General features: G+C 70.2%; 15 protein-coding genes. 2 read left to right on the forward strand and 13 right to left on the reverse strand.

What is annotated here, in order from left to right:
• Positions 1–61 precede the first annotated feature (61 nt).
• The 8 genes from BL254_RS16480 to BL254_RS28515 form a co-directional block, all read right to left on the reverse strand.
• Positions 62–1,072 (reverse strand): DUF2889 domain-containing protein, encoded by a 1,011-nt coding sequence (locus tag BL254_RS16480; RefSeq protein WP_076843926.1) that lies wholly within the window; start codon positions 1,070–1,072, stop codon positions 62–64.
• 199 nt (positions 1,073–1,271) lie between these two features.
• Positions 1,272–2,258 (reverse strand): metallophosphoesterase, encoded by a 987-nt coding sequence (locus tag BL254_RS16485; protein ID WP_047223908.1) that lies wholly within the window; start codon positions 2,256–2,258, stop codon positions 1,272–1,274.
• Positions 2,259–2,391: 133 nt separating this feature from the next.
• Positions 2,392–2,979 (reverse strand): DUF1353 domain-containing protein, encoded by a 588-nt coding sequence (locus BL254_RS16490; protein ID WP_047223907.1) that lies wholly within the window; start codon positions 2,977–2,979, stop codon positions 2,392–2,394.
• A 105-nt stretch (positions 2,980–3,084) separates the two neighbouring features.
• Positions 3,085–4,260 (reverse strand): glycogen synthase, encoded by a 1,176-nt coding sequence (gene glgA / locus BL254_RS16495; protein WP_076843928.1) that lies wholly within the window; start codon positions 4,258–4,260, stop codon positions 3,085–3,087.
• Positions 4,261–4,357: 97 nt separating this feature from the next.
• Positions 4,358–5,602 (reverse strand): glucose-1-phosphate adenylyltransferase, encoded by a 1,245-nt coding sequence (gene glgC / locus BL254_RS16500; RefSeq protein ID WP_076843930.1) that lies wholly within the window; start codon positions 5,600–5,602, stop codon positions 4,358–4,360.
• Positions 5,603–6,255: 653 nt separating this feature from the next.
• Entirely contained in the window at positions 6,256–8,418 is a 2,163-nt protein-coding gene (locus BL254_RS16505) for a glycosyltransferase family 39 protein (RefSeq protein WP_076843932.1), read from the reverse strand.
• A 52-nt stretch (positions 8,419–8,470) separates the two neighbouring features.
• Positions 8,471–8,977 carry a hypothetical protein gene (locus BL254_RS16510; RefSeq protein ID WP_139342352.1) on the reverse strand — a complete coding sequence of 169 codons (507 nt, stop codon included), beginning with the start codon at positions 8,975–8,977 and terminating at the stop codon, positions 8,471–8,473.
• Positions 8,978–9,057: 80 nt separating this feature from the next.
• Positions 9,058–9,246, reverse strand: a complete 189-nt coding sequence (locus BL254_RS28515) for a type II toxin-antitoxin system RelE/ParE family toxin (RefSeq protein ID WP_235433633.1) — start codon at positions 9,244–9,246, stop codon at positions 9,058–9,060.
• A 302-nt stretch (positions 9,247–9,548) separates the two neighbouring features.
• On the opposite strand from BL254_RS28515, the gene BL254_RS16520 reads away from it, so the two are divergent.
• Both BL254_RS16520 and BL254_RS16525 read left to right on the forward strand, forming a co-directional pair.
• Positions 9,549–10,175, forward strand: a complete 627-nt coding sequence (locus tag BL254_RS16520; protein WP_076843935.1) for an RNA polymerase sigma factor — start codon at positions 9,549–9,551, stop codon at positions 10,173–10,175.
• Position 10,176: 1 nt separating this feature from the next.
• Positions 10,177–10,872 carry a hypothetical protein gene (locus BL254_RS16525; RefSeq protein ID WP_076843937.1) on the forward strand — a complete coding sequence of 232 codons (696 nt, stop codon included), beginning with the start codon at positions 10,177–10,179 and terminating at the stop codon, positions 10,870–10,872.
• A gap of 131 nt (positions 10,873–11,003) precedes the next feature.
• Here the strand turns inward: BL254_RS16525 and BL254_RS16530 are convergent, their stop codons facing one another.
• The 5 genes from BL254_RS16530 to BL254_RS16550 form a co-directional block, all read right to left on the reverse strand.
• Positions 11,004–12,443: an FAD-dependent monooxygenase gene (locus tag BL254_RS16530; protein ID WP_076843939.1), complete on the reverse strand. Its 1,440-nt coding sequence runs from the start codon at positions 12,441–12,443 to the stop codon at positions 11,004–11,006.
• Between the two features lie 22 nt (positions 12,444–12,465).
• Positions 12,466–13,626, reverse strand: a complete 1,161-nt coding sequence (locus BL254_RS16535; protein ID WP_076843941.1) for a glycosyltransferase — start codon at positions 13,624–13,626, stop codon at positions 12,466–12,468.
• Between the two features lie 72 nt (positions 13,627–13,698).
• Complete coding sequence (locus tag BL254_RS16540; protein ID WP_076843943.1) at positions 13,699–14,538, reverse strand: ester cyclase; 840 nt, start codon at positions 14,536–14,538, stop codon at positions 13,699–13,701.
• Positions 14,535–15,809 (reverse strand): beta-ketoacyl synthase N-terminal-like domain-containing protein, encoded by a 1,275-nt coding sequence (locus BL254_RS16545; RefSeq protein WP_076843945.1) that lies wholly within the window; start codon positions 15,807–15,809, stop codon positions 14,535–14,537. The genes BL254_RS16540 and BL254_RS16545 overlap by 4 nt, the downstream gene beginning before the upstream one ends.
• The gene (locus BL254_RS16550; protein ID WP_139342353.1) at positions 15,806–17,098 is read right to left on the reverse strand and encodes a beta-ketoacyl synthase; all 1,293 of its coding nucleotides are present in this window, start codon (positions 17,096–17,098) and stop codon (positions 15,806–15,808) included. Before BL254_RS16550 ends, BL254_RS16545 begins: the two co-directional genes overlap by 4 nt.
• Between the last annotated feature and the right edge of the window lie 35 nt (positions 17,099–17,133).

Below are 17,133 nucleotides of genomic sequence, written 5' to 3' on the forward strand. Positions count from 1 at the left end.
CCGTTAGAGTCAGCTAAAGGCGACGGTCAGTGAACGGATGCGTGAATTTCTGACGTGACGGTCAGGCCAGCAGCGGGAGCAGGGCGTGGATGTCGGCGAGGGCGCGCAGCTGGTCGGTGAGGTGGGTGCAGGTCGTCGGCCCGGTCATGGAGGAACGCAGCTCGCTGCGCAGCCCGGGCAGGCGCTGGCCGAGCACCCGGTTGACGCTCGTCGCGGCGAGCGGGCACTGCGGGCCCGGCAGGACGCGGGGTGTCGCCTCCGCCGCGTTGATCGTCGCGGTGGCGAGGTCGATCGTGACGTTGACGGCGTACTCGTGCACGATTGCTTCCGAGCCGTCCAGGTCGTGGTAGATGTCCCGGAAGAGCCCGTCCACCACAGCCTCGCCCGGCCGTGGCCCGGGTGCCACGTCGATCCTGCGCCGCCGTCGGATGCTGCCGGGCGGCAGCGGCGGTGCCACGTGCCAGCCCAGCGGATCGCTGTCGTCCTCCAGCCTCGGGGCGTTCGGCCCGCGGCCCAGGAGAGCGGACGGATCCTCGCGGTTGGCGACGTCCAGCCCGCCGCCGGCCACCCAGCCGGCGCAGACGTTGACCGGCGGCATCCTGACGTCGGTGAACGGCACTCCGGCGGTGCGGGCGATCATCGAACCCGAGATCAGCATGACCACGGGCACCTCGTCGAGGAGCAGCCCGAGCAGGGTGCCTCCGGTGGTCAGCTCGGGCACGGCCCGGTCCAGCGCGGTGCGGAAGCCCGATCCGGCCCGGGCGCCCAGCAGCGCGTCACTGCCGGCCACCGCCGGATCGCAGTCGATCGCGGTGACCGTCCGGTCGCCGAAATAGTCGATCGTGACCCGTACACCGGCCTCGGCCACGACCCGCGCGTCGCCGTCCGTTCCCGCCCGCTCCCCGATGGTGCGCAGGTCGCGTGCTCGGCCGACGATCACCACCGGACTTTCGGTGTCGTCCGGGCACAGGACGTCAACTGTGCTGGTACGGCGCACCGAGCAGGGGAGGCGCGGTGGCGTGTCAGTGGTCGGCCCGGTGGGGGAGAGCCACTGGAGAGCAGTCGTCGTCACTCTTCCAAGGGTTGCACTCCGAACCACCGATGGCTCTGTGGCAGCCCGTTCGGAGCAGGGAAGTTGGCAACGTCACGTTCTCCGTGTCGTCTCCGCGGTTGCCGGCCTGTTGCTCGATGGTTCTTCGAACCACCGAGCAGGCCAGGGACCGGGGCTCTCCGGATCCGCCGGGCCCGCCGCCCGCCTGCCGGTCGGTCCGTCAGGTGGACGGCACCGTCTGCGTCGTCCACGAGAAGACGCCCGGCGTGCGTGGGTTGGCGGTGACCCGCAACCACTGCGTGGCGGTGTCGCCGAAGGTCTCCAGCCGGGTCAGGTTGGGTACTCCGGCGTAGGTGGGCTCCACCTCGTAGATGTGCTCGTCGCCGTGCACGAGCAGGACCGGCTTGCCGTATCCGCGCGACCGTTCGGCGATGCGTCGGCGGATCTCGGTGAAGCCCGGGGTCTCGGTGGGCTCGGCCTGCATCAGCAGGAGTACGCCGGGAGCGTGGGTGCGCTCGGCGGTGGCAAAAGCGGTGTCGATCCAGTCGAGCGCGGCGGCCCTGCGTGCCTCGAACTCGGCCAGCCGCAGGTCCGGCCGGTCCCCGCCGGGCAGCTGTGACCACGGTGCCAGGTCGTTCTCGCTGCCGACGACGTGCACGGTGGCGAAGACGATCCGGTTCCGGGTGAAGAGCACGTTTTCGCGGTACTCGCGGTGGCGCTGGTCGGATGCCTGCGTCGCCACCCTCAGCTGGTGACGGCCGAGGGTACGGCCCGGTTCCGGGAAGAACACCCGGCGAACCGCATCCAGGCGCTCGGTGGGCAGGTATCCGCCGGCGGCCGTACGGTGGCAGTCAGTCCATTCGTTGTCGCCGGGTGTCAGCACGAACGGATCGTCGAACGTGCCGAAGAGCTGTACCAGATCGGCGAAGCGGGCGTCGTCACAGGTGGACGAGCCGTTCTTGACGTCGCCGGCATGCAGCACGAAGCGTACGTCCGCATCGGCGTTGACGGTGTCGACCAGGTGCGGGAGGACGGCGCGCTGGGCGTCGCCGTAAGGAGTGTCGCCCAGCAGGGCGAAGGTGACCGCGGGCCTGTCGGGGCCGGCGGGGCCGGGATTGCCGGGCGCGGCGATGGCGGTACCGGCCGGGACGAGTCCCGCGACCGCAATGGTCGCGGCAAGCGCCACTGCTAACAGGTGTCGTCGCATGCGATGACTCTCGACACCTTCGACCACCGGCCGGTGACGACAGTTCAGCCACCGGGCGACGCCTGGTCGACAAGCGCAGTGCGCTGACACCCACGGGCCGCCCGGCACCGGCTCGTGGAAGATACGGGACCGTCTACGACGGCGTCCACCGGAATGACGGAGGGTTGACCTTTTTCACCGGCTTTCCGGTCGGTGCCCGCCGGCTGCCGATTTTCAGAATCAGGAAGGCGATGGATTCGGCGAGATAGAAGACGAAGAGCGCGGCAAGGACGACGCAGCCGGGGACCAGGACGAAGAGAAAACCGGGAAGGGTGACGGCGACGAGCGCGGCGAGCTGCCCGAACCCCGGGCGCCACAGCGTGGACAGCCCCGATTTCCGGACGCCGGCGAGTCGCACCGCCGCCCACATCAGCCACCGCCGTAAGAAGGCCACATCGAGTTCACGCATTGCCCGGCGGAAGATCCCGTCCGCGTCGGCGCGGTCGAAGTCGCCGGCGTCGGCCAGTTTCCACAGCCAGTCGTGCAGGATGGCCGCCTTGGTGTAACGCCCGTATGTGGGTACCAGCCAGGTGAGGAAGCGTGGGACCGACGCGAAGTCGGTCGTAAACCCCGTCGGCACGGTGAAGACCTGTTCTTTTCCCTCGTAGCTGACGGGTTCCAGCAGGCGCCAACGGATGTCGTCGATCTCTTCGACGGCGATCCTGTCACTGAGAAAGGGCATGTGTCCCTCGTCGTTCGTTCCGCGGCGTTGGGGGCGAGGACGGGCAGGCCCCGGACGATAGCCGGAGCCAGGAGGACGACCGGAGCCAGGGGGACGGTTGTGGGATCAGGGGGACGGCCGGAGCCGGGCAGGGGACAGGATCGACTCGTACAGGCGGGCGGTTCGCTCCRCCACGGCCGGCCAGCCGAACTCGGCGACGGCACGGTCCCGGCCCCGCCGGCCCATCACGTCCGCGCGCGCCGGGTCGCCCAGCAGCGTGTTGACGGCTTCGGCGAGCGCCGCGGGGTCCTCGGGCGGGACGAGCAGCCCGGTCACACGATCGTCGACGACCTCGGGGATGCCACCGACCCGGGAGGCGACCACGGCCGTCCCGCAGGCCATGGCCTCGAGGTTGACGATCCCCAGCGGCTCGTACACCGACGGGCAGACGAAGACGGTCGCGTGCGTCAGAAGCTGGATGACCTCGGGTTTGGACAGCATCCCCGGGATCCACACGACGCCCTTGCGGGTGTCGCGCAGCCGGTCGACCTGCGCCGTCACCTCCGCCAGCAGGTCGTCGGTGTCGGGCGCCCCCGCGCAGAGCACGAGCTGGGCCCGCGGGTCGAACCCGGCCGCCGCCTTCAACAGCACCRGCAGGCCCTTCTGCCGGGTGATCCGTCCGAYGAACACCACAGACGGCTGCTCCGGGTCGACGCCGTGGCGGGCGAGGACGTCGGTGGCCGGATCCGAGGTGTACTCGTCGGTGTCGATCCCGTTGCCGATGACGTGCACCCGGGCCGGGTCGACCGCCGGATAGGCCGACAGGACGTCCGCCCGCATGCCCCTGCTCACCGCGATGACGGCCGCCGCCGACTCGATGGAGACCCGCTCACACCATGACGACAGCGCGTAGCCGCCGCCGAGCTGTTCGGCCTTCCACGGCCGCAGCGGCTCGAGGGAGTGCGAGGTCATCACGTGCGGGATCCCGTACAGCAGGGACGCGAGGTGTCCGCCGAGGTTGGCGTACCAGGTGTGCGAGTGCACCAGGTCGGCGTCCGCGGCGGCGGCGGTGGCGGACAGGTCGGCCGACACCGTCCGCAGCGCCTCCCCGGCGTCCGCGAGCACCTCCCACGGCCGGTGCGCACGTACCGTGAGGCCGTCCGGGCTCGGGCGGTCGGCGCCCTGGCAGTGCACGGTCAGGTCCACCAGGTGGGCCAGCTCGCGGGCGAGGTACTCGACGTGCACCCCCGCGCCGCYGTAGACCTCCGGTGGGTACTCCCTGGTCAGCAGTGAAACGCGCATGCCCGCCCTTGTGGTTGGTGACCTGTGCATGGTGGCCGGCCGAAGCCTGTGGAGCCGGTCGGGCTCCGGCTCCGGCCGGAACGCTGAACGCCCGCTGTCAGCAGGTGATCGTGACACCCTTCCCGACGACGGTCACGCCCTCCGGGCTCACGGTGAACCCACGGGCGCGGTCGTGCTCCTTGTCCACCCCGACCTCGCAGCCTTCGGGCACGATCACGTTCTTGTCGAGGACGGCGTTACGGACCATGGCCCGCCGTCCRATCACCGTGTTGTGCATGACGACCGCGTTCTCGACATGCGCCCACGAGTTCACCCGCACGCCCGGCGACAGCACCDAGTGGCGCACCAGACCACCAGAGATGATCACGCCGTTGYTGACGATGCTGTTGACGGCCGTGCCGGTCCGGTCCGGGTGCTCGTGGACGAACTTCGCCGGCGGCAGGGACGGGACGTTGGTCAGGATGGGCCAGTTCCGGTTGTACAGGTTGAACACCGGGTCGACCGTGCACAGGTCCATCTGCGCGTCGAAGTAGGAGTCCAGGGTGCCGACGTCACGCCARTAGCCGTGATCCCGCTCGTTGGCCCCGGGCACGTCGTTGGAGGTGAAGTCGTAGACCTGCGCCACGCCGGCCTTGGCGAGCATCGGGATGATGTTCCCGCCCATGTCGTGGACGCTGGTGTCGTCGTCCGCGTCGGCCCGCAGCGCGTCGATCAGGACGTCCGTCGAGAACACGTAGTTGCCCATGGAGGCGTACGTCTGCTCGGGGCTGTCCGGTAGGCCGGGCGGGTCGGCGGGCTTCTCCAGGAAGGCGTCGATGGTGTAACCGTCCGCGCCGGGGCGGATCACGCCGAACTGTGTGCCGTCGGCCCGCGGGACGCGCAGGCCGGCGACGGTGACGCCGGCTCCGTTGGCCAGGTGCTGGTCGACCATCTGCCGCGGGTCCATCCGGTAGACGTGGTCGGCGCCGAAGACAACCACGATGTCCGGCTGGTCGTCGTAGACGAGGTTGAGGGACTGGTGGATGGCGTCCGCGGATCCGGTGTACCAGCGGGGGCCGAGTCGCTGCTGGGCCGGTACCGGGGTGATGTAGTTGCCGAGCAGGTTGCTCATCCGCCAGGTGGTGGTGATGTGGCGGTCCAGGCTGTGGCTCTTGTACTGGGTGAGCACGCAGATACGCAGGTAGCCCGCGTTGACCAGGTTCGACAGGACGAAGTCGATCAGCCGGTAGAGGCCGCCGAAGGGGACGGCCGGCTTGGCCCGGTCGGCGGTGAGTGGCGCGAGCCGCTTGCCCTCGCCCCCCGCCAGCACGACACCCAGCACTCGTGGTCGTGGTCGTGACATCCCAGACCTCTCAGGGTGACGCCGATGCTTGTAACTGCTTGGTTGCTAATGGTTCAGATAGCACAGTGTGATTGCGGTGAGTGACTGCGCTGTGTCGTCATCGACCGGTCGGGCGCGGCCGCGTTCGGCCGGGCCGACAATGCCGAAGCCTAACAGCGGGTAGTGGAATTCGGGCTCCGGACCGTAAATCCGCGACGACCTGCCACCGCCGGGTTTACCGCCGCCCGGTAGCCGGACCGCCCGGCGGGGCGGACTGCCACCCGGCGCATCACCCTCTGTTTACCGCCGCCCCGGTAGCCGGGCCGCCCCCGGCGCCCGTGACAAGGATCATCCCGCTGGACGCCGGGACACGGGCCTGTTGCCGGCGTCCACCCAGGCGGCCAGGCTGCCCGTGCGCCAGGTCGTCTCAGGTGCCGGGCCGCCCGGCATGTTCCGGCTCTGGCGGCGCCCTGGCCGCCTGCGGACGGTCGCAAGTGGCTGCTGTCGGTTGAAAGGACGGCCGGTTGGAAGCTGGCAGCTGAAAACTGGCAGCTGAAAAGTGGAAAGAAGCTGAAAAATGGAAGAAGGCCTCCCGGTGGCGCGAAAAGCGCTTTTCGCGCCACCGGGAGGCCCGTGCCCCGGTCCTGTTCCGGAGATGCTGCGCGGTGATTACTTTATGCGGCTGGCCTGGTCAGGTCGTAGACGGTCGTGCCGCCGATCGTGGTCGTGGTGAAGGTCTGCTGGACCCATGTGATGATCGCGCTGGTGGTGCCGCCGGAGCCGCCACCGCGGCCCATGCCACCGCTGGCGAGGAAGTAATGGATCTTTCCGGCTTCGACGTACTCCTGGAACTGGGCYAGCGAGGGGGCCGGGTCGGTCCCGTTGAAGCCGCCGATGGCCATCACTGGTGCACGGGCGGCGAGCTGGACGCCGGCGGCGGAGTTGGATCCGATGGTGGCCGCGACCCAGGTGTAGCGCTCGGCGTTCTGGGTGAGCGCGGTCACCAGTTCGGCGTTCGGCGTCCCGGCGTCGAGCAGCCCCCCGAGGCCTCCGCCCCGGCCGAACATCGCCGCACCCTGCTGGCCGAAGCCGCCACCCAGGCCCGTCGTGCCGCCCTGGCCCGCCACACCGCCCTGGCCCGGCACAGCGCCCTGGCCTCCCGTCGCGCCGCCCTGGCCTGTTGTGCCGCCTGGTGGCATCCCCTGCGAGACACCCCCGCCCGGACCATTCATCCGGACGCCGCCGCCGAAGCCTCCGCCGCCGAAACCGCCCCCGCGAGGGCCGCCGCCGAAGCCGCCGGTGGGCCCCGCCGACGGGAGGGCGCCGGCGTGGGGGGTGGCGGCCGTCTCGACCGCGTAGGCCGCGGGCCCGATCAGCGTCACCAGGATGCCGGCGGCGGCCAGCACCGTCGCGGCGCGACGTGCCGGACGCGCGGGAAGCACCAGCGTGAGGATCAGCGTGACGATCGCCACGGCACCGACAGCGATCACGAGCGCTCGCAGCCACGGCTGCCAGTCGGGCGTCCGGTGCAGCAGGACGTACGACCACGCCGTCGTGGCGGTGACCGCGGCCGCCAGGACCAGGCAGGACCCGAGCCGGTCGCGTTCGCGCCACAGGTGGACGCCGCCGATGCCGACGACGGCCGCGGCCGCCGGCGCGAGCGCGATCGTGTAGTAGGGGTGGATGATCCCTTTGGCGAGGCTCAGGGTGACGCCGGTGACGACCAGCCAGCCGCCCCAGAGCAGCAGCGCGGCCCTGGTCCGGTCGGTGCGTGGGGCGCGCCCGCGCATCGCGATCACGGCCACCATGATGATCAGTGCCGCGGGGATGAGCCAGGAGATCTGCCCGCCCATCTCCGTGTTGAACATCCTGGTCAGGCCGGTCTCCCCCCAGCGGCCGCCGGTGCCGCCGCCTCCGCCGACGCTGCCGGCCTCGTTGCCGTTGAGCCGTCCGAAGCCGTTGTAGCCGAAGATGAGGTTGAGGATGCTGTTGTTCTGCGAGCCGCCGACGTAGGGCCGGGAGCCCTTCGGCCACAGCTCCACGGCCGCCACCCACCAGCCGGCGGCGACGAACATCGCCACCCCGGACAGCAACAGCCGACCGATCCTGCGCCGCAGCGATATCGGCGCGGCCAGCAGGTAGGTGGCCGCGAAGACCGGCACGACCAGGAACGCCTGTATCATCTTCGCGAGGAAGCCGAACCCGACGAAGACCCCCGCCCAGACCAGCCATCTGGCGCTGCCCGTCTCCGCCGCCCGGACGGTCGCGTAGGCGCCGAGGAGCAGCAGCAGGACGAGCAGCGCGTCGGGGTTGTTGAACCGGAACATCAGCACCGCGGCCGGTGTCAGCGCGAACACGGCCGCGGACAGCAGCGCCGCGGCCGGGGAGAACCAGCGCCGGACGGTCACGTACAGCACCCCGACGGCGGCGACACCTTCCAGCGCCTGCGGGACGAGCACGCTCCACGAGCTCAGCCCGAAGATACGCACCGAGATGTCCATCACCCACAGTGATGCCGGTGGCTTGTCCACGGTGATGAAGTTCGCGGCGTCCGAGGAGCCGAAGAAGAACGCCGTCAGGTTCGACGACCCTGCCTGGACGGCGGCGCTGTAGAAACTGTTCGCCCAGCCGGAGGCGCCGAGCCCCCAGATGTAGAGCACGGCCGTCCCGGCCAGCAGGGCGAGCAGCGCGAGACGCACCCATGCCGGATCGCTCTCCCGGCCGCGCAGGAGGCTTCGCGCCCACCGGCCCCCCGCCCGGGAACCGGCGCCGGGGCGGCCGGGTGCCGCGGCCGGGGCGGGCGGAATGCCCGCCCGCTCGGGAACGGTCGTGGTCATGGCCGGATCCTCGCCGTCGGTCCGGGCTGCTGTCGAAGGTCGAGAGTCACCGTCATGGGACCTGATAGTGGGGTTTCAGCCTGACGCTGACCTGATGCGAGCCTGGGAGCCGACTGAGAGCCTGTCCAGGTCTGCCCAGGTCAGTCTGCTCAGTTCCAGGCGGCCGATTCATGACACCGGGAGCGCTGCTCGAGCTCGTCGGGAAGATGCCTCTGCTGACACCGTACGTGTCGGCTCCGTCGTCGACCTGGATGATGACGGGTGCGTCGCTGTCAACCGCGGCCTGCCAGCGTTCGGGTTCTTCGGCCCGATTCAGCGGAACCATCCATGAGCCCTCACCGTTCACCCAGATCACATCAGGAATGAAATCGGCTCTGCTTACACCTTCCCCGTGCCGTTGCATACCGAACACCTCTTCTTCTTTCGGGAAACCGCCGCGCAACGCCAGCTCGACGTAGTCCCGCAGATCGGGCGGGTCGGGTGGTGCCCGCAGCGGCAGACTGCCGAGATTCCGCAACGTCTGATGCAAAGATTCCACACCCCTCAGTACCAACTTCACGTAACCGCGAGTGCAAAGATTCCCACCCGCTCCCTCCTGCCATGGGTGATCCGCCATACGCGAAGAAAATCGGTAGCGGGTCACAGTGGTCGGTAGGCATCCCGGCGGTGCTCGACGCGGAGGACGACGACTTCGTGCTTGTCATCATTGATCCGATAGAGGATGCGATAGGTGCCTCGGCGGGCCGCCCACATTCCTTCGAGATCGAAGCGCAGGGGCTTGCCTGTTCTGTGCGGAGCTTCAGCCAGGACGGTGGTGAGAAACTCCACTCTGCTCCCCGTTCCTGGCAACGGTCGTGGGCCCCTCCGTGACCGTCCGCATCCGATCGATACCGTGACCGGTGAGGGCTGCCACCGTGGCGATTCACGGTGCCTGTAGGCGTGAACAGGTCGCGAGCGCATGGATGCCGTTGGTGATCAACCTGCCGAAAGATTCTTCGGCCGCCGTCTCGGGGCCGATGCGGATCGGGACTCCGGAGCCCCGCGAGCCGCCGAAGCTTGCGTCCTGGAAACGGTGGTTCGCTGGGAACTTGACGAGCTCGTGCGGACATTACGAGGTATGAGAGCGATCGATGACGCCTGAGCCGGCTGATGACGGTGAGCTGCTTGCGCGGGCCCGGTCCGGGGACGGGACGGCGTTCGGGCTTTTGTTCCGCGCGCACTCCAGTGCCGTCTACACCTACTGCTTCCGCCGGCTCGGTTCGTGGAGCGGCGCGGAGGACGCGACGTCCGTGGTCTTCCTGGAGGCGTGGCGGCGGCGGGCCGACGCGGTCGCTCTCTCCGGCTCGTTGCGCCCGTGGCTGCTCGGGGTGGCGACGAACGTGGTGCGTAACCAGACGCGGGCCGCCCGTCGTTACGACGCGGCGCTGTACCGGCTGCCGCCCGCGGAGGTGGAGCCCGATCCCGCCGACGAGGTGGTGGCGCGGCTCGACGACGAGCAACGGATGCGGGACATTCTGCGCGAGCTCGCGGTCCTGAACCGTGGTGAGCGGGATGTCGTCGCCCTGGTGGCGATGGCCGGTCTGAGTTATGCGGAAGCCGCGGTCGCTCTGGGCGTTCCGGTGGGAACGGTCCGGTCGCGGCTGGCCCGTGCCCGTGCCCGGCTCGCGAAGACCCGGGCCGCGGGGACGGGCGCGGTTCAGGAATCCATTGATCCGGCGATACCGGTCACAGGCCGACACGGTCGGGAAGGGGCGTGACATGTCCGATCTGGATTTTCCGCGGCTTCCGCCGCAACGGGCCATCCCGGCGGATCGTCTGGCACAGCGCCAGGAACTGCTCGAACGCCACGTCGTGGCGGCTTCCGAGCCGGCCCGGAGGCCGTGGTGGCGGCGAAAGCTGATAGTCGTTCCGGCCGTGGCCGTGGTGGCTGTTCTTGGGACGGCCGCCGGCCGAGAACTGCTTCCCGGTGATGTGGCGACCCAGGCCACGACGGTGTCATGTTATAAGACGGTGAGTCTTCACGGTGACACGGACATTGTCGGCGGCGGGGTGACGGACCCAGTAGAATCCTGCCGGCAGGTGTGGCGGTCCATTGGAATGAACGTACCGTCGGAACTCGCCGCCTGCCTTACCTCGGGTGGGGCCATCGCGGTGTTTCCGTCGAAGAAAGCCTGCCGCGCGCTGGGGCTGCGTCCTTTTACGGGCCTGTCTGATTCCGCGCGCAGATTCGCGGCTTTCCAGAACGACGTGGTAACCGCCGTGCGGGCAGATCACTGCCGCCCCCGCGGCGAGATCATCGAAATGGTCCGGCAGAAGTTGGATACCTACGGCCTGCAGTCCTGGCGGATCRACGACAGCGGCTTCGGTCAGCCGTGGGCCGTGGGCCGGCCCTGCGCCAGCCTTTCCTTCAACCACGACCAGTCGATCGTGATCATAGTTCCGAACACGGAATGATACTGACAGATGCGGTGACCGTCTCGACACGAGAGAGGTCACCGCATCTGTCCGGTAATCTGCTTTACGGTATTCTGACGGCCGAGACGCGGCCGCTCCAAGCGTTGGAGAGCATCGCTTCCCAGAAGAGATCAGTCGACGAAGATGTCGGTGCGGGCTGAGACGCGTTGGGTGCCGAAGGCTACCGGGGACGCGTTGACGACGAGCGGCGGGCCACCGCGGCCGGGACCACCGCCGGCAGGCGGGCCGCTCGGCGGGCCGCCGTGCCCGTGCCCGTGCCCATGGCCGTCCCCGGGACCGCCGCCGGTGCCTGGGCCGGTTGGGGGACCACCGCGTCCGGTATCCGGGGTGGCCGGCGGCCCGCCGTGCCCTGCGGGCGGGCCGGCTGGAGGGCCGCTGTGTTCGGCGGGCGGGCCGGCCGGGGGGCCGCCGTGCTCGCCGGGGGCGCCGGGGGCACCGTGTTCGGCGGCCAGGTCGGGTGGGGGGCCGCCGGGGCGGGCGAACAGCAGTTTGGCCTGCCTGGCCTGCATCTGGGTGACCGTTTCCACGACCGGCCGCCGCTGTTGTTCGAACTGGCCGAGCGTGTCGCGGTCGAAGCTGCCGGCGGCCAGCRCCGAGACGAGGATCGGGTGCGCGAGTGCCGCGTCCTGGATGGCGAGGTTGATCCCCTGGCCGCCGATGGGGCCGTGCGTGTGCGCCGCATCCCCGATGAGCAGCAGACCGTCCCGGGCCCAGGTGTCGGCGAAACCGGCGAACACGTCCAGCACCGCGAGGTCACCAGGCACGTTGATGTACTTGGTGATCAGGTCGGCGTAGCGGGGAACGGACTGGCGGATCTGTTCCTTGATGTGTTCGATCCCGTGCTGGGCCAGCGACCGGTAGCTGCGCCGCGGGAGCGTCCAGCCCAGTTGGAGGCTGTCGGGGTAGGCGTCGTAGACGATGATCGGGTTGCCGTCGCCCTGGAAGACCGTCACCTCGGGGCCGTGTCGTTGTGGGGCGGGCAGTTTGAACCACACCATGTCGTAGTCGAAGGCGTCGATCTTGGTGAATGTGATGTCGGCCAGCCGCCGGGTCTTCGAGTGCCGCCCGTCCGCGGCTATCACGCACCGGGCGTTGATCCGCTGTTCGGTGTCGCCGTCCGGCAGGGTGACGCCGACGACGCGCTCGCCGTCCAGGAGCAGCCCGCTCGGTGACCGGCCGTCGAGATACTCGAAGCGGTCGTACTGTTTGCAGGCGTCGAAGAGTTCTTCCAGGACGTTCGGCTGCGGGATGYTGAGGAAGTGGTTGTACGGCGGTTCGATCTGGTCGTACTCGGCCTGGAACAGGGGGCGTCCGCCGGAGACGATACGGAAGCGCGAGCACTCGTAGTGGCCCCGTTTGCGGGCGCCGTCGAGAACACCCAGCTGGTCCAGTATCAGCGCGCCTCCGGGCTGGAGGATCTCGCCGCGGTATTCGCGGTCGAACGACGTCGCCCGTTCGACGAGAACGACCCGGGCGCCGGATCGCACCAGCAGCAGCGACAGGCTGAGCCCGGCCGGGCCGGCGCCGATGACGCAGAAATCTGTCTCCATGATGAAAGCTGCTCCCGTTTGGTCAGACCAGGGCGGCGGTGAGGTCGTGGATGACCGCGACGACGTCGGTGGGCGTCGGCTGGGCGGCGTTCTCGGCGGAGAGCGCCGCCGCCCTGTCCCGGTACGAGGGGGTGTCGAGCAGGTCGCGGCAGGCCGCGACGACCGACTTGGCCGTGACGCCTTCCCCCAGCAGCTGCCGGCCCGCGCCGGCGGCGCTGATGCGCGCGGCGTTGTCGAACTGGTCCGCGAACCGCGGCAGCGCGAGCTGCGGCAGGCCCGCCGTCACCGCGGTCAGCGTCGCCCCGGAGCGCCCGTGGTGGACGACAAGGTCACTGGTGGGTGCGACCAGGTGCAGCGGGAGCAGGCCGGTGGGGGCGCCGGCCGGCAGCGGCAGCGTCCAGCCGGGGCTGATCGGATCCTCCAGGCCGGCCACGACCTCGATGCCGAGGCCGTGCAGGACGGCGGCGACCTCCGCCAGCGTTTCCGCGAGGTCCCGGAAGGCGGCCCTGACCAGGCTGCTGCCGACGGCCAGGGTGACCCGGGGCCGCTCCGTCCGCCCGAGGATCCACTCGGGCAGCGCGGCGGCTCCGCTGTAGGGGACGTAGCGGATGTGCCGGTCGCGGGATCCGGGCGGGTCCGCGGGCCGCAGGCTCGGCGGGCACGGGTGCAGGCGCAGCGCGGGTTCGGGCAGGTCCGTCAGGCCCAGGCCGGCGAGTTCCGGCGTGAGTTCGTCGCGGGCGGGCGGCCGGGCCTCGGGCATCGTCGTCACACCCCAGCCGTGTTCGACCCAGGGCAGGCCGTGCGTCTCGGCGGCGAGCTGGCCCGCGTGCTCGGTCGGTTCGCTGATGATGACGTCCGGGCGCCAGCGCTCCACCAGTTYCAGCGTGTACGGCAGGGTGGCGGCGGTCAGGCGCCCCCAGGCCCGGCCGGTGCCCTCGTTGCGTTCCGCGGCGTTTGTCGCGGGCGGCACCGGCCGGCCGTCCCGGTCCCTGGTCATGATTGTGAGGAAGTCGACCGACGGCGCGGTCGCCCCCGCCGGCAGCGCGGCCTCGGTGATGGCGCCGGTGAAGTTCGCCGGCGCGGCGACCAGGACGTCGTCGCCGGCCGCCCGCAGCGCGTGCGCGAGCGGAACCAGCGGAAAGAGATGACCGTGGACCGGAGAAGTGGTGAAGAGCACTCGCACGAATTGCTCCTTACGGGTGTGACAGGTATGGGGACACGGCCCGCGACGGTCGTCCCGGGCCGGAATCCCGTTTCAGGCGGTGAACGCCGGGTCGCGGTCACTGGTATCCGGCTGGAGTGTGCGAGTACTTCCCGGCAGACTGACGCCGAGCCCGCCGGAATGCGTTCCCCCCGTGCCCACACCGAGTTGGCGCAGCAGGCCGCGGTCGTCACGGATGGCGTCGTGCTCGACCACCGTGCCGTCCAATATGCGGAACCAGTGGATGTGCCGCCAGGTGACCCGCTGGCCGGTCGCCCRCACACCCATGATCACGTCTTGTACCTCGCCCTCGACCGCCAGTTTCGCCACGACGTTCTCGGTGTCCGCGACGATGCTCTCGACCGTCCAGGTCGCGGTCGGGAAGGCGCGCAGCACGACCGCCAGGGTCTGGGCCAGCCCGTCGCGCCCCGGGGGGCTGCCTGGCTGGAGCCGGTGGTTGACCATGTCCGGCGCGAAGGCCGACACGGCGGCGTCGACGTCCCCGCGCTCCAGCGACCGGAAGTGCTCGAGAATCGTTCTCCGGTTGGCCTCGACCTGCCTGTCGACAGCGGATTCCGCTCTTTCCGGAGAAATTTCCGAGTCTTCTTTCTCGACATGCAGGACGATTTCTGAGACTTCCATTCTCGCGCTTTCCCGAAGTTCGCGCAGGGGTGCGGTCAGGACGTCCTGTTCCGGGCTTCGCTCGAATTTCTGGAATGCTTCCGGGCTGTCCCAGTCGCTGGTGATCACAAATTCGCGGGGGCCGGTGCGCAGGAGACTCTGGCGCAGGTTGCCCGGCGCCTGGCGGACCACCGAGGCGATCTTCTCCCAGGCGTCGACGAAGTCCTGTTCCCGGTCGGGACGGACGAGCATGCGCAGCGTCGCTCTGATCATCGGATTCCTCCGTCCGTGGTCGCGGGGTCGACGGCCCGCAGGATCAGCGAGCTGTTGAAGCCGCCGTAGCCGCGGGCGTTGACCATGGCGACTCGCACCGGGGCCTCGCGCGGCACCCGGACGAGGTCGAGGCGGTACTCCGGTGCCGGGTCGTCGAGGTTGCCCACCGCCGGGATCACCCCGTCGCGGATGGACAGCACGGCGTTGACGGCGGCCAGCGCCGAGCCGCCCGCGCTCATCCGCCCGGTCAGCCCCTGGGGGGCGGTGACCGGGACGCGTTCGGCGTGCGCGCCGAACGCGGCATGGATCGCGCGTGCCTCGACCTCGTCGAGGTCACGGGAGCCCGCGCCGTCCGCGAAGATCACATCGACGTCGGCCGGGGTGAGCCGCGCGTCGGCGAGCGCCCGGCGCATGGCCTCGGCGTACCAGCGCGGATCCGGCGTCGGGTCGCGGTGGTGGTACGCGTCGTGGGTCGCCGCGTACCCGGCGATCTCGGCGTACACCCCTGGCGCGCCGCGGGCCGCCGCGGACGCCGGGTCCTCCACGACGAGCGTCGCGCCGCCCTCGGCGGGCACATGGCCGCCCGCGTCACGGTCGAACGGCTTGTAGCCGCCGCGTGGCTCACGGCTGGTGGACAGGCGTCCGCTCGTGGTCTGGCAGGTCAGCGCGTAGGGGGTGAGGCCGGCTTCGGCGCCGCCGGYGAGCACCACCGGCGTTCCGCGGCGGATGGTCCGCCGCGCCTGCGCCAGGCTGTCGAGACCGCCGGCGTCGTCGGAGACCACGACCCCGGACGGCCCCTTGATTCCGTGCTGGATGGAGGTCTGGCCGGTGGTTGCCGCGTAGAACCAGGCGATGGACTGGTACACGCTCACGGCCTGGCGGCCCCGGCTCCACAGCCGCTGGATCTCCCGCTGGCCGAAGTCGTTACCGCCGGATCCGGCCCCGAACACCACCGAGGTCGCGTACGGGTCGTACGCCGCCGGGTTATAGGCGGCGTCGGTCAGCGCGAACCCGGTCGCGGCCATGCCCAGCCATGTCCACCGGTCGGTCTGCAGGATGATCCGGCCGCCGATGTGGTCGGCGGGGTCGAAGCCGGTCACCTCACCGGCGAGCGTGGTGGCGTACCGGCTGGCGTCGAAGCTGGTGATCGGCCCCACCCGCAGCTCGCCGCGCAGCGTGGAACGCCAGTGCTCCTCGGTCCCGATGCCGCTGGGGGTGACCGCTCCGATGCCGGTGATGACAGGACGCAGCCCGGCGCGGGTGGCGCTCACCGGTCACCTCGTCCGCGGTCGAGCACGATGGCCGACTGGAACCCACCGAAGCCGCTGCCGACCGACAGCGCCACGTCGACGTCGTGCTCGCGGGCGATGTTCGGCACGTAGTCCAGGTCACACTCGGGGTCCCGGCTGGACCAGTTGGCCGTGGGCGGGACGACCCGGTTCTCGATCGCCAGGGCACAGGCCACGATCTCGATGGCGCCGATCGCCCCGAGGGAGTGGCCGACCATGGATTTGATCGAGCTCACCGGGACGTCGTAGGCGTGCTGCCCGAGCGACTTCTTGAACGCGGCCGTCTCGTGGCGGTCGTTCTGCTTGGTCCCGGAGCCGTGCGCGTTGACGTAGCCGATCCTGGTCGGGTCGGTACGGCCCTGCCGCAGGGCGTCCGAGATCGCTTCGGCCATGTCGAGCCCGTCGGCCTTCAGACCGGTCATGTGGAAGGCGTTCGAGCGGGCGGCATAGCCGGTGATCTCGCAGTACACGTGCGCGCCCCGGGCCCGGGCGTGCTCGAGATCCTCCAGGATGAGCACGGCGGAGCCCTCACCCATGACGAACCCGTCCCGGCTGGCGTCGAACGGTCGGGAGGCGTGCTCGGGATCGTCGTTGCGGGCCGACGTCGCGCGGATCGCGTCGAAGCAGGCGATGGAGATCGGGGACAGCGGCGCGTCCGTCGCCCCCGCGATCACGATGTCGGCCTCGCCGTCGGCGATGAGCTGGTGGCCGTACCCGACCGCGTCGATCCCGGAGGTGCAGCCCGTCGAGACCACGTGCGCCGGGCCGTGGGCGGAGAAACGGCAGGCCACCTCGGTGGCCAGACAGCTTGGAACCAGAGCGTGATAAAGGAACGACGAGGCGTAGACGGGATCGACGAGCCAGTCGCGTCCGCTGTCGCTGGCGACGACGTACTCGTCCTCCAGACGGGTGGTCGCGCCGACCGCGCTGCCCATGCTGACGGCCACCACCGGGCCACCGCCGTCGGCACCGTCGGCGCTGTCGGCGCCGTCCCGGCCGAGATCCAGACCGCTGTCGGCCACGGCCTCGGTCGCGGCCGCGAGGGCGAACTGCACGAAGCGGTCGTTGCGGGCGATCTCCTGCGGGGTCAGGCCAGCAGCGGCCGGGTCGAAGTCGCATTCGGCGGCTATCTGCGAGCGGAACTGCGTCGGGTCGAAGAACGACAGACGCCTGGTCGCCGTCCGGCCCTCGGTCAGCAGATCCCAGAACTCCTTGCGGACAGTGCCTCCTGGCGCGACCACGCCGATGCCGGTTATGGCCGTCCTTCTCACTTCCGGCTCCTTCACGGGGCGTTTCTCACGGGTGT

The organism is Protofrankia sp. BMG5.30, assembly GCF_001983005.1.
GTDB lineage: Bacteria > Actinomycetota > Actinomycetes > Frankiales > Frankiaceae > Protofrankia > Protofrankia coriariae.

What these genes read in the sequence shown, in the direction of transcription:
- BL254_RS16485 (WP_047223908.1), bottom strand. Translation starts at nt 2,258, where the DNA reads ATGCGACGACACCTGTTAGCAGTGGCGCTTGCCGCGACCATTGCGGTC.
- BL254_RS16490 (WP_047223907.1), bottom strand. Translation starts at nt 2,979, where the DNA reads ATGCCCTTTCTCAGTGACAGGATCGCCGTCGAAGAGATCGACGACATC.
- BL254_RS16520 (WP_076843935.1), top strand. Translation starts at nt 9,549, where the DNA reads ATGACGCCTGAGCCGGCTGATGACGGTGAGCTGCTTGCGCGGGCCCGG.